This is a genomic window from Arthrobacter sp. UYCu511 (assembly GCF_040547105.1).
In the GTDB taxonomy this organism is placed as follows: domain Bacteria; phylum Actinomycetota; class Actinomycetes; order Actinomycetales; family Micrococcaceae; genus Specibacter; species Specibacter psychrochitiniphilus.
Map to the genome: position 1 here is coordinate 225935 of NZ_JBEPPB010000005.1, position 12641 is coordinate 238575.

Sequence of the window (12641 nt, forward strand, 5' to 3'; positions counted from 1 at the left end):
GCCGGAACTTGTCAGGTAGCTACGGCGCGAATCGGTACCCCATGCCGGCCTCCGTCAACAGATGCACAGGATTGGCGGGGTCGCGCTCTAGCTTGCGCCGCAGCTGCGCCATGTAGACACGCAGGTAGTGTGTTTCCTTGGCATACGCCGGCCCCCACACCTCGGTCAGGATTTGCTGTTGGCTGACCAGCCGCCCGGGATTACGCACCAACAGCTCCAGGACACTCCATTCGGTGGGCGTCATCCGCACCGCGGCACCGCCCCTATGCACCTGCTTGTTGGCCAAATCCACCGTGAACTCCGCCGTCTCTACGAGTGGTTCGGCCGCCTGCGGACCTGCCCGGCGGGTGGCCGCGCGCAGCCTCGCCAGCAGTTCATCAAGCCCAAACGGCTTCGTGACGTAATCGTCGGCTCCGGCGTCGAGCGCCTCGACCTTGTCGTGCGAACCGTGCCTGGCAGAGAGCACAATAATGGGCACCTCGGTCCAGCCGCGTAGTCCGGCAATCACATCCAGCCCGTCCATGTCGGGAAGCCCCAAATCAAGGACGACGACGTCAATCGCCTGGGTTTGTGCCGCCGCCAATGCAGCGGTTCCGTTAGAGGCCGGAACCACCGTATACCCGTGGGCATGCAGATTGATCTGGAGGGCGCGCAGGATCTGGGGTTCGTCATCGACGATCAAGACTGTGCTCACGGCTGGGCCCTCACTCTTCCGGTGGACAGTGGCATGCGGATGATCATGGTCAATCCGCCGCCGGGAGTTTGTTCGGCTTCTAAGATGCCACCCATGATCTCGGTGAAACCTTTCGCAACGGCCAGCCCCAGCCCCACACCGGTGCCGCCCTGCGGACCGTAAGAGACGTCATCGAGGCGTTGGAAGGGTTTGAACATGGCCATGACATCGGCTGCCGGGACACCCTTGCCATGGTCCACTATGCGCAATTCGCTGGCGGGGTGGCCGTTGATGGTGGCGCTGCCACTGCCGCCAATGGAGCCAAGGACCGTGATGGAAGAGTCCGGAGCATATTTGATGGCGTTTTCAACGATGTTGGCGATCACGCGTTCCAGTAGGCCCGGATCAGCCTCGATGGGTGGCATATTCGCGGGTAGTTCGCTATGGATTCGTTCTTGCGGGAGTCCGTGCAGCGCCGCTGGAAGCACCTCTGTCCAGGTCACGGGCCCACTCACGGGACTGACCATCTCAGCGCTGAGCCGGGACATATCCAACAAGTTTCCAACGAGGGCGTCCATTTTGTCCGTGTAATGTTCAATGGTTGCCAACAGTTCGGCCTCGTCTGCATCCGAGAACTCCACTTCGGTTTGCCGCAGGCTACTTACGGATAACTTGATGCCGGCCAGCGGGGTGCGCAGATCGTGGGAGACAGCCCGCAGCACGGAGGTGCGGATCTTATTGTCTTGGGATAGTTGGATATTTTCCCGCTGTGTCAGGGTCAACGCTTCCCGTTGCTCCAGCGCCATCAAGTGGGCACCAAAGGCACTGAGCAGCCTGCGGTCACTCGCCGGCAACACCCTCCCGCTGAGCCCCAACAACCACCGCTCCGAAATTTCTTCAACATTCTCGGCCTCGTTCGGGGTGGCCGGCGGGCTCTCCCCTACTGAGGCCTCCGCCCGCCATGTGGATAAGTCGCTGCCGTTGCCACTAAAGAGCACCACAGATGTCATGGCGAAGTGGTCACGGACCTGCTCCAAGAACACCTGAACGGTGTCTTGAGAGGCCAAGATTCCGCGGGCCAATTCACTCAACGTTGCGGCCTCAGCACCGGCTCGCGTGGCTTCCCGCGAACGCCTGGCTGACTGGTCCACGGCGAGCGCCACGGCCACCGCCACCAGCAAGAAGATAACTAGTGCCAGCAGGTTCTCGGGGTCATTGATGGTCAAGGTTCTCACCGGTGGGGCGGAAAAATAGTTCAACAAGAGCGTGCCCCAAACCGCTGCCACAATGGCTGGCCACAGCCCACCCACAAGCGCCACCGCAATGGTGGCTGCCAATTGGATGACCATGGTGGTTTGCAGGCTCAGTGACCCCGTGCCCACTTGCACGGCAATAGGCAGTACAGCGGCCAAAACGAAGCCCAAGACCACCCGTTTTTTGTTAATCTCGCTACGGTTGCGCATGCGCTTGGTGGTGGCGCCCAAGGGGTGCGGGACCATATGGACGTCAATATCGCCGGCGTTACGCACCACCATTGCCCCAATGCCGGGCCGTGCCAAAACGCCCAGCAGTGGCTTGCGCCGGGAGGTTCCAATGACAATTTGGGTTGCGCCCACGTTACGGGCAAATTCCAACAGGGCTTGTCCGGGGTCATCTCCTCCTACGGAGTGGTAGGTTCCGCCAAGATCGGTGACGAGTTGGCGTTGGGCCTCCAAGGCGGCCGGGGCGCTGCCACTCACTCCGTCCGAGCGGGGCACGTGCACAGCCAGAAGTTGCCCTCCACTGACCCGGCTCAAGATCCGGGCCGCACGGCGCAACAGGACTTCCCCTTCAACACCACCGGTCAAGCCAACAACCACCCGCTCCCTGATGGGCCAGCTGGTCTCAATGCCGTGGCTCTGGCGGTATTGTGCAACACCTTCCTCCACACGGTCCGCCAGCCACAGCAGGGCCAGTTCACGCAGCGCCGTCAGGTTTCCCAGCCGGAAATAGTTAGCCAATGCGGCATCAACTTTGTCGCTGGCATAGATTTTTCCCACACTCAGGCGTTGGCGCAGCAGCTCCGGGGCAATATCCACCAGCTCGATCTGATCGGCCCGGCGCACAATGTCATCGGGGACGGTTTCTTGCTGCCGCACACCAGTGATGGTCTCCACCACGTCCCCCAAGGAGGCAAGGTGCTGAACATTCAGGGTGGAGTAGACATCTATCCCGGCTGCCAGTAACTGTTCAACATCCTGCCAGCGTTTGGAGTTGGCAGATCCTGGCACATTGCTGTGCGCATACTCATCCACCAGCGCCAAGGCTGGACGCCGCGCAAGGAGGGCCGCGACGTCGAGCTCTTGGAAGTCTGCTTCCCGGTAGGGGATGCACACGGTGGGCAACACTTCTAGGTTTCCCACCTGAGCACGAGTTTGGGCCCGGCCGTGGTCCAAAATGATGCCCGCCACCACATCTATCCCTGCCGCGGCTTGGGCGCGGCCTTCCTCCAGCATGGTGTACGTTTTGCCCACACCGGGTGCCGCGCCCAAGAAAATCCGTAATATGCCCCGTGCCATAGCGCTTATTCTCGCAGTACCTTAGTGATTAGTCCGCGCTTGAAGAAGTGCGGCGTTCAACGTGGTGGTGTTGACCGAGGGCTGGCCTAAGAAACCAAGCAAGGCATTGTTGGTGTTTGCCCTGATCAGTTCACTTACCGTGGACTCCCCTAGCCCTGTTGCTCTAGCCACCCGTGGGCGCTGCAGCTGCGCATAGGCTACCGAAATCTGCGGATCCAATCCGGATCCGCTGGCCGTCAGTGCATCAAGGGGAATGGTGCCGGGTGCCACTTTTTCCCGGGCAGCCACCTCGGCCCTGTTAGTCTCGATGGCCTCCATCAACGCTGGTTGGTTCGGTCCTAAATTACTGGATGAGGAACTCCCCGCATCCCACGCCACAGCGGAGGGACGGGGGTAGAAGAACTCCTCTCCCGTGACGGGCTGGGCAAGCAGCGAAGACCCGGCAGCTTTCCCATCAACGGAGACGATAGAACCATTGGCTTGGGCCGGGGCAATGAGCTGGCCCAGCCCGAAGACCAGTGCCGGGTAGAGCAAACCCAGGACCACTGTGGTGCATAACAGGAAGCGCAAGGCGGTAAATAGTTGACGTCCGTAGGCGTTCATAGTGCTAACCAATCGTCGAGAAGGCCGAAAGAACAAGGTCAATGAGCTTGATACCGATGAACGGGGCAATCATGCCGCCCAGCCCGTATACCAGTAAGTTCCGAGATAGCGCCTGAGCTGCGGACACCGCCCGGTACTTCACCCCGCGCAGCGCCAGCGGCACCAGCACCACAATGATCAAGGCGTTGAAAATCACGGCGGAGAGAATGGCATTCTGCGGGGAGGACAGTCCCATAATGTTCAGCAGCCCCAGTCCTGGGAACGTGGCCGCGAACAGGGCAGGGACAATGGCGAAGTACTTTGCCACGTCGTTGGCCACCGAGAACGTGGTCAGCGAACCTCGGGTGATAAGCAACGCCTTGCCAATGCCCACAATGTCGATCAGCTTGGTGGGATCGGAATCCAGGTCCACCATGTTGGCCGCTTCCTTGGCCGCACTCGTACCCGAATTCATGGCCACACCCACATCCGCGGCGGCCAAAGCCGGCGCATCATTGGTGCCATCTCCTGTCATCGCCACCAGACGCCCGGACTCCTGCTCCGCTTTGATGACGGCCAGCTTGTCCTCCGGGGTGGCTTCGGCAACAAAGTCATCCACGCCGGCCTCGGCCGCAATGGCCGCTGCCGTGATCTTGTTATCCCCGGTGATCATGATGGTCTTAATGCCCATGGCCCGAAGCTCGGCGAACCGTTCCTTCATACCGGGTTTGACCACATCCGCCAAATGAATAACACCCAAAATTTGGGCGCGCTCGCCGTCATAGCTGGCCACCAGCAGCGGGGTGCCACCGGTTCCGGAAATATTTTCCACCGCCTGGTGGATTTCCGCCGGCAAGGATCCACCGCGCTCACTGATATAGCGTTCGACGGCGGATCCGGCACCTTTGCGGACCTCCCGGACGGTGCTGCCCGGGTTGGCCAAGTGGCCTACAGGCAGGTTGAGCCCGCTCATACGGGTGGTGGCGCTGAACTCTATAACTTCAACATCGGCACTGAGCGCCTGCATGGCGCCGAGTGCACCAGAGTCAAGCCTTTCAGATCCGCCATCAGTTGGGCCGTCGGCCAGTTCCACAATGGAGCGGCCCTCAGGGGTTTCATCGGCCAAAGAAGATAATCTGGCGGTTTCGATCAGCTGGTTGGCGCTGATGCCGTCAGCCGCAATGAATGCCACGGCCCGGCGGTTTCCGTACGTGATGGTACCGGTCTTATCCAGCAACAACGTGGTTACGTCCCCGGCTGTTTCCACAGCCCGTCCGGAAGTAGCCAGCACATTGCGCTGGATAAGCCGGTCCATGCCAGCGATGCCAATGGCCGGCACCAATGCCCCAATAGTGGTGGGAATCAGGCAGACCACCAGGGCTACCAAGACCACAGGACTAGGTAGCGCATCAGCGAAAGCCGCCATGGGCGCCAAGGTCATGATGGCCACAACGAACACGATGGTCAAGGATGCCAACAGCACGTTCAGCGCAATCTCGTTGGGTGTTTTTTGCCGGGTGGCGCCCTCAACGAGGGAGATCATCCGGTCCAGGAACGTTTTGCCACTGGCTGCAGTAATGCGCACCACAATCCGGTCCGAGAGCACCATGGTCCCGCCCGTGACCGAGCTCCTATCCCCGCCAGATTCGCGGATGACAGGTGCCGATTCGCCCGTAATGGCGGATTCATCAACACTGGCCAGGCCCTCGATGACGTCGCCGTCGCTGGGGATCAGTTCCCCAGCGACAACAATCACCACATCCCCCACCACCAGGTCGGTGCCGGGAACCATTTCTTCGCTGTAGCGCTGCTGAGTATCTGCCAACTGGCCAGCGGGCACCAAAGCCGAGCTCCGGCGTCGTGCCATGACTGAGGTCCGAGCCGACCGGAGACTGTCCGCCTGGGCCTTGCCACGGCCTTCGGCGATGGATTCGGCCAGGTTCCCGAACAGCACAGTCAGCCACAACCAGACTGTGACACTGACAGAAAAAACTACTGTGGAGGACCCCAGGATGAGCTGTTGGATGCTCACAACTGTGCACAGGATGGACCCGATCAGCACGGTGAACATGACAGGAGAATGGATCATGAGACGCGGGTTGAGTTTGGACAACGCCAAGGGCAGCGCCGCACGGAGAGTGGTTAGATTCATTTGAGCAGTCCTTCAGCAGCCGGGCCCAAGGCGAGCGCCGGGAAGTAAGTGAGTGCGGTGAGGATCAGCACAACTGCGCCAAGTAGCACCGCAAAGAGCGGACCGTGTGTGGCGAGGGTGCCGGCAGTATTGGGGATCTTGCGTTGCTTGGCAAAGGAACCGGCCAGGGCCAGCACCAGGGCGATCGGCAGGAACCGGCCAAAGAACATGGCTAGTGCCAACATGGTGGCCAGCGCCGGACCGGAGCTGGTGATGCCACCAAAGGCGGAACCGTTGTTATTCGCTGCCGAGGTGAAGGCGTACAGGACTTCGCTGAAGCCATGCGGTCCCTCGGCCGGGGCGGCAGCGGCGAGCGCAGGAATCGAGACGGTGATGGCCGTTCCCAGCAGCACCAGTGTTGGGGTGACCAGGATGTAAATGGCGACCAGTTTCATTTGCGCGGCGCCCACCTTCTTGCCCAGCATTTCCGGGGTTCGTCCCACCATGAGCCCACCGATGAAGACGGCCACTACTGCGAGCACCAGCAGCCCGTAGAGACCCGAGCCCACGCCGCCAGGAGCAATTTCGCCCAGCATCATGTTCACCATGGCCAGTCCACCTGCCAAGGGCGGCAGGGAATCGTGAGCGGCGTTGACGGCTCCGGTTGAGGTCAGCGTGGTGGCGGTGGCGAACAAAGCAGTTCCGTTGGCACCGAACCGTTGCTCAAGGCCTTCGCCCAGACTGGTTCCGGTCCCGGCGAATGCGGCAAGCGCCCAGCCCATCAGTGCCGTTGATATGATCCAGAACGCGGCCATGACACTAAGAAGCGTGTAGCCCTGGCGTTTGTCACCCACCATCCGCCCGTACATGGCAGGTAAGGAGAACGGAATCAGCAAGATCAAGAACACCTCAAAGAGGTTGCTAAGAGCATTGGGGTTTTCAAAGGGGTGGGCGGAGTTGGCGTTAAAGTAGCCGCCACCGTTGGTGCCTAGGAGCTTGATAACTTCCTGGGAGGCAACGGGACCGCCGGGAACGGTTTGCTGAGCGCCCGTGACAAGGGTGTGGATGTCGGTGCCGCCCCAGTTTTGCACAACGCCGGTGATGATTAGTACCAGGGCGCCAATGATGCTGATGGGCAGCAGTACCCTCAGGGCCCCGCGGGTTAGATCAACCCAAAAGTTGCCCAGGTTAGAGGTTTGGGCGCGCACCAGCCCTCGGATCAGTGCAACCACGACAGCCAGACCCACGGCGGCGGAGAGAAAGTTCTGCACGGCCAGGCCCAGCATCTGTACCCCGAAGCCCAGGGTGGTTTCCGGTGCGTACGTCTGCCAGTTGGTGTTGGTCACAAACGAGACTGCCGTGTTCATGGCCACCCAGGGATCAACGGAGCCTAGGCCCTGGTTGAAGGGCAGCACACCTTGGAGCAGTTGGAACAAGAACAACACCACGATCGAGACCACACTAAAGGCCAACAGTGAGCGCAGATATACCTTCCAATGTTGGTCTGCTTGAGGATCTACACCTGAGAGTCTGTACAGACCGCGCTCCACGGCCAGGTGCTTGTGGCTGCTAAACGTTGCCGCCAAATATTTGCCCAGTGGTTGATGCAGGGCACCGAGAGCCACTATGAGCACAGCGATTTGGGTGGCCAGCGCGAAAGCGTTAAGTTCCATGGCCGCGTTCACCACTTCTCGGGCCGGATGAGGGCCGCGAGCAGGTACACCAGCAGCCCCAGTCCCACCAGCCCCAAAATAATCCATGTAACCAATTCCACTTTTCAGTTCCCCTTTTGCAGTGTGCGTTGATGTCTGCATCTATCGCACACCCAAGGAACGCTCCCAGCGCCTGTTTTTACGGGTTCTTAACACCGTCCCGAGGATTCTTGACGGCTTCCTGATCATCCCCGCTTTGCAACTGCACCCCATATGCCTAGCAATGGTGCGCAGCTCCAATAGTGGCGCACCATTGCCAGGCAAACGGCACGCACCAGTGGTGGTGAGCTACGCCGAGAACCCGCCGTCAGCCTTAATCAGCTGCCCACTCACCCAGCGCCCGCCCGGGGAGAGCAGAAATGCCACGGTGGGCGCCACATCGGCGGGAGTCCCGAGCCGGCCACCGGGCTGCATCGCAGTGAGACTGTCCTTGGTGGCCGCATCCATCCAGCCGGTGTCCACGGGGCCGGGGTTGAGCACATTGGCACTGATCCTCTGCCCGCCCAACTCGCTTGCGGCAGCAATGACAATCCGGTCCAGAGCCCCCTTCGAGGCGCCGTATGGCAGGTTGAACGCTGTGTGGTCGCTGGTCAGCGCCACGATGGCACCGCCGTCAGCTGTGGCTTGGCGGGCAAATGCCGCAATGACCTGCCAACCGGCCCTTGCATTGACGGCGAAGTGACGCTCAAAACTCTCCAAACTGGTGTCCAGAATCCCGGAATCCACCGACTCGCAGTGTGAGAGCACCAGACCAGCCAACGTCCCCACGTCTTGCGCAATCTGCGCCATGAGAAGCCCGACGGCGGCCGGCTCCCCGAGGTCCGCCGGCAGGGACCACACAGTGGCTCCCGCGGCTTCGAGCTCGGCGGTTAGCGCGGTCACGTCATCGGTCTGGACACCCCAGGGCATGCGTTCGTCGTAAGGCTGCCAGTAGTTCAAGACCAAGTCCCAGCCGTCCGCCGCGAGCACCCGGGCAATGGCTGCACCAATCCCGGCGGTTCGGCCAACACCGGTAATGAGCGCTGTTTTCCTTTTCATCCCGATAGCCTACGCTGGCTGCGGTGTGCCCCGGCGTGTGCGAAAACAAACGCGATAGCTTGTAAGTAGTCCACTATTGGTATGCGAAAGGCAGTCATGAGCAGCTCACAGCCCACCCCCAACCCCGGTTTCGTCCCTGGCCGTGTGACGCGCAGAGCTGCCGCTCCCGCAGGGAAACCAGGCTCGGTTCCGGTGCGGCCCGCCACAGGAGTTGGGGCCGGGAAAGCTGGGAAGGCTGGACAGAGGCCTGTTCCCGCCGCGGCGAAGAAGCCGGATACGGCGTCCATCAGTGCCGCCATCCGCACGGCCGCTGAAGCTGCGAAGAAACGTGTCCTGGCAATCACCAACGCCCATGTGGTGCCGGTGGAAGGCGAGCCTTTTGATGGCACCTTAATAGTTGAGGGCGGGAAGATTTTGGCCGTGGGCGCCTCCCTCCAGGTGCCGGAAGGCGCCGATGTGGTGGACGCCAAGGGCCAGTGGCTGCTGCCCGGCTTTATCGATGCGCATGTGCATCTGGGCATGGACCCCGAAGGCGAGCTGGGCGCCACAAGTGACGTCAATGAGATGACCAACCCCGTCATGGCAGGAGTCCGCGCCGTTGACGCCGTGGATCCCTTTGACCCAGGCTTTGATGACGCTCTAGCCGGTGGCATCACCACCGTGAACGTGAACCCGGGCTCCGGCAATCCGATTGGCGGACTAGCCGTGGCCCTCCACACGCATGGGCGTTACATTGAGGAAATGGTGCTGCGCTCCCCCAGCGGCCTGAAATCTGCGCTCGGGGAAAATCCCAAGGGCGTGTACGGGGAGAAGAAACAGACTCCCTCCACCCGGTTGGGTACGGCGTTGGTCATCAGGCAGGCGTTTATGGAGGCGCAGAACTGGCTGGCCAAGCCGGAACCGCGCCCCCGCGACGCCCACCTAGAGGCCTTGGCCATGGTGCTGCGCCGCGAGATTCCTTGGCGTCAACATTGCCACCGCGCGGACGACGTTGCCACCGCGATCCGGCTGGCCGATGAGTTCGGCTATGACCTAGTTATTGACCACGGCACCGAGGCGCATATTTTGGCTGACGTGCTGGCCGTCCGCGGCACGCCCGTGTTGATTGGCCCGTTGTTCACCAGCAAGTCCAAGCCGGAATTGCGCGCTCGTTCCCTTGCCAATCCGGGGAAGCTGGCGGAGGCTGGTGTGGAGATTTCCATCATTACCGATCACCCCGTGGTCCCCATCAACTTTTTGGTCCACCAGGCCACCTTTGCGGTGCGTGAGGGCCTGGACCGGGTTACCGCGCTGCGAGCCATCACTATCAACCCGGCGCGCGTGTTGGGCCTGGCGGAGCGGATCGGCTCGCTGAAGGTGGGCAAGGACGCGGACCTGGTGCTGTGGAGCGGTGACCCCTTGGACGTCATGGCGCGTGCCACGGCCGTGTTCATTGCCGGTAAACCCGTCTACACGTACGACGCCGTCACCCGGGTAGCTGCCGTGGCCTCCCGCGGGTAGCCGGAGCTGTAGGGGACGGCAGAGCTGTAGGGGACAGCAAACCTCTTAGGTCAGCAAAAAGCGCTGGCCCACACCCCAGGACGGGTGCGGGCCAGCGCTTTTTTACTGGGCCTGTGCCCGTTCTGGCACTTAGGCCGGCAGGTTCAGGACTGCACCGGTGAAGATCAGGTCGGGGTGGATCACAGTGTCCACATTGGCCTGGTACAGCTCTTCCCAACCGCCGGTGATATTCAACTTCTCGGCGATGATGCTGAGGGTATCGCCGGATTCAATGGTGTAGGTCTCACCGCTGAGCGCCACCTGGGCTACGGGTGCCTGCTCAAGGGGAGCCTGTTCCACCGGGGCCTGCTGAAGTGGAGCCTGTTCCACCGGGGCCTGCTCAAGTGGTGCCTGCTCTACCGGGGCCTGCTGCAGGGGTGCAACATCGGAGGATTGCGCGGCCACCGGAGCAGGGGCTGGCGGCACGGCTGCGGGCGAATACGCCGCTCCGCCGCCTCCGCTCAGACCAAGCTGGGCGGCGCACGCGGGCCATGCGCCCCAGCCTTGGCCGGCCTGTACGTTTTCGGCAACCGCAATCTGCTGCTCCCGGGAAGCACTTTCCGGAGCGCCTGAACCACCAAAGGCGGCCCAAGTACTAGGTGTGAACTGCAGCCCACCGGAGAAACCGTTGCCGGTATTGATGGCCCAGTTGCCACCGCTTTCACACTGTGCCAAGGCATCCCAAGTACTGCCGTCAGCAGCGTTCGCACCTGTTCCAGCTATGGCCAAACCACCGCCGGCAATGGCGCCAACGGCGAGCACACGGGCAATGTTGCGAGTAATTTTAGTATTCTTCATCGATGCGTTCTCCCGAAGGCCACCTGCGCTCCACCCGTCCCCGGACATCTACACGCCACCGTCCAACCTATAAATATGGAGGTTGTTTCCGTAGCCTTCCGCATGACGGTGTGCGGTGTAGGAAGGCCCGGGCAATCGTGGGGGCAAAGCTGCCACCCGCCCCGTAGGGCATAACCCACCATAAAACGATATGCAATCGATACGCAAATCAGGAAACTGTTACCTTTTCGACATACTTTCCCGCAGATAGTTAGTGTATTCAGGGATTCAACTCCTCTTGGCTGCCTGTGCCTGCCTGCCGATCATCCCGCCCACAACGGCAGAAACGCTCCCACACTTTTTAAGTGCGGGAGCGTCCCTGAATTAAGCCCCTAACCTGCGGGACCGTCTGGTGTGGTGGCTAGCGGACGGTGGCTAGCGGCTATCCCAGCGTGTTCAGTGCCTGCTCCAGGTCTGCGAGCAGGTCCTCGATGTCTTCTATTCCCACCGAGAGACGGATCAGGTTCACGGGCACTGCCAGCTCGGTGCCCTTGACGGAGGCGTGCGTCATCTCGGACGGGTAGTTCATCAGCGATTCAATACCGCCTAAGGACTCCGCGAGGGTGAACACGCGGGTAGCTTCGGCCACCTTCCGGGCCGCAGCCTCCCCACCCTTGAACTGCACTGAGATCATGCCGCCAAAACCCCGCATCTGCTGCGCTGCCAGCTCGTGTCCTGGATGTGAGGCCAGGCCCGGGTACAGCACGCGTTCAACCTCAGCCCGGGTGAGCAGCCATTCGGCAATACTCTGGGCGTTGGAGCAGTGCCGGTCCATGCGCACACCGAGCGTCTTGAGTCCGCGCGTGGTCAACCACGCCTCCATCGGCGCGGACACGGCACCTACCGCGAACTGCACAAAGCCGATCTTCTCGGCTGCCTCGGGATCGGAAAGAATGATGGCCCCGCCGGAGGCATCCGAGTGTCCGCCAATGTACTTTGTGGTGGAATGCACCACCACATCGGCGCCCAGTGCCAGCGGGTTTTGCAAGTAGGGGGACGCGAAGGTGTTATCCACCACCAGCAGCGCTCCGGCCTCGTGGGCCACCTGCGCAAGCGCGGCAATATCGGTGATTTTCATCATCGGGTTCGACGGCGTCTCCACCCAGATCATCTTCGTCGCACCTTCGGGGCCGCCGGCGGCAACAGCGCCAGCCAGCGCCCCGGCGTCGGACATGTCAACAGCAGCGTTGCTGATGCCCCACACGGACAGGACCTTGTTGATGAGCCGGTAGGTGCCGCCGTAGACGTCGTTGCCCATGACGATGTGATCCCCCGGTACCAGCAGCGCCCGGATCAGGGCGTCCTCGGCGGCCAATCCCGAGGCGAAGCTGAACGCGAACTCCCCGCCCTCCAGTGCTGCGAGCTGGGCCTGGAGCGCGTCACGGGTGGGGTTGGTGCCGCGGCCGTATTCATAACCATTGCGCAGCTTGCCGATCCCGTCCTGGGCGAACGTGGTGGTTTGGTACAGCGGCGGGATGACGGCGCCCGTGGTGGGATCGGGGGTCTGTCCGGCGTGGACGGCGCGGGTGTTGAAGCCTTCAGTCATGGTCTTGTTCCTTCGTCTGGAAATG

General features: G+C 61.6%; 10 protein-coding genes. 1 reads left to right on the forward strand and 9 read right to left on the reverse strand.

Annotated elements, in window-relative coordinates; translation table 11 throughout:
* Nucleotides 1-19: 19 nt before the first annotated feature.
* The 7 genes from ABIB48_RS09610 to ABIB48_RS09640 all read right to left on the reverse strand — a co-directional run bounded on the left by ABIB48_RS09610 (nt 20) and on the right by ABIB48_RS09640 (nt 8694).
* Nucleotides 20-694: a response regulator gene (locus ABIB48_RS09610; RefSeq protein ID WP_354212841.1), complete on the reverse strand. Its 675-nt coding sequence runs from the start codon at nt 692-694 to the stop codon at nt 20-22.
* Nucleotides 691-3231, reverse strand: coding sequence for a DUF4118 domain-containing protein (locus tag ABIB48_RS09615; RefSeq protein ID WP_354212842.1), 2541 nt, complete (start codon nt 3229-3231; stop codon nt 691-693). Before ABIB48_RS09615 ends, ABIB48_RS09610 begins: the two co-directional genes overlap by 4 nt.
* Before the next feature lie 21 nt (nt 3232-3252).
* Nucleotides 3253-3834, reverse strand: coding sequence for a potassium-transporting ATPase subunit KdpC (gene kdpC, locus ABIB48_RS09620; protein WP_354212843.1), 582 nt, complete (start codon nt 3832-3834; stop codon nt 3253-3255).
* A gap of 4 nt (nt 3835-3838) precedes the next feature.
* On the reverse strand, nt 3839-5965 hold the full coding sequence (kdpB, locus tag ABIB48_RS09625) for a potassium-transporting ATPase subunit KdpB (protein ID WP_354212844.1): 2127 nt from the start codon (nt 5963-5965) through the stop codon (nt 3839-3841).
* Nucleotides 5962-7617, reverse strand: coding sequence for a potassium-transporting ATPase subunit KdpA (gene kdpA / locus ABIB48_RS09630; protein WP_354212845.1), 1656 nt, complete (start codon nt 7615-7617; stop codon nt 5962-5964). Before kdpA ends, kdpB begins: the two co-directional genes overlap by 4 nt.
* Nucleotides 7618-7625: 8 nt before the next feature.
* Nucleotides 7626-7718 (reverse strand): K(+)-transporting ATPase subunit F, encoded by a 93-nt coding sequence (kdpF, locus tag ABIB48_RS09635; RefSeq protein WP_211315095.1) that lies wholly within the window; start codon nt 7716-7718, stop codon nt 7626-7628.
* A gap of 226 nt (nt 7719-7944) precedes the next feature.
* Complete coding sequence (locus ABIB48_RS09640) at nt 7945-8694, reverse strand: SDR family oxidoreductase (RefSeq protein ID WP_354212846.1); 750 nt, start codon at nt 8692-8694, stop codon at nt 7945-7947.
* Nucleotides 8695-8790: 96 nt separating this feature from the next.
* On the opposite strand from ABIB48_RS09640, the gene ABIB48_RS09645 reads away from it, so the two are divergent.
* Nucleotides 8791-10194 carry an amidohydrolase gene (locus ABIB48_RS09645; protein ID WP_354212847.1) on the forward strand — a complete coding sequence of 468 codons (1404 nt, stop codon included), beginning with the start codon at nt 8791-8793 and terminating at the stop codon, nt 10192-10194.
* A gap of 129 nt (nt 10195-10323) precedes the next feature.
* Here ABIB48_RS09645 and ABIB48_RS09650 read toward each other — a convergent pair whose 3' ends face one another.
* Together ABIB48_RS09650 and ABIB48_RS09655 are read right to left on the reverse strand one after the other, a co-directional pair.
* The gene (locus ABIB48_RS09650) at nt 10324-11031 is read right to left on the reverse strand and encodes a transglycosylase family protein (protein WP_354212848.1); all 708 of its coding nucleotides are present in this window, start codon (nt 11029-11031) and stop codon (nt 10324-10326) included.
* Nucleotides 11032-11452: 421 nt separating this feature from the next.
* Nucleotides 11453-12640 carry a cystathionine gamma-synthase gene (locus ABIB48_RS09655; RefSeq protein WP_281268037.1) on the reverse strand — a complete coding sequence of 396 codons (1188 nt, stop codon included), beginning with the start codon at nt 12638-12640 and terminating at the stop codon, nt 11453-11455.
* Nucleotide 12641: the final 1 nt, after the last annotated feature.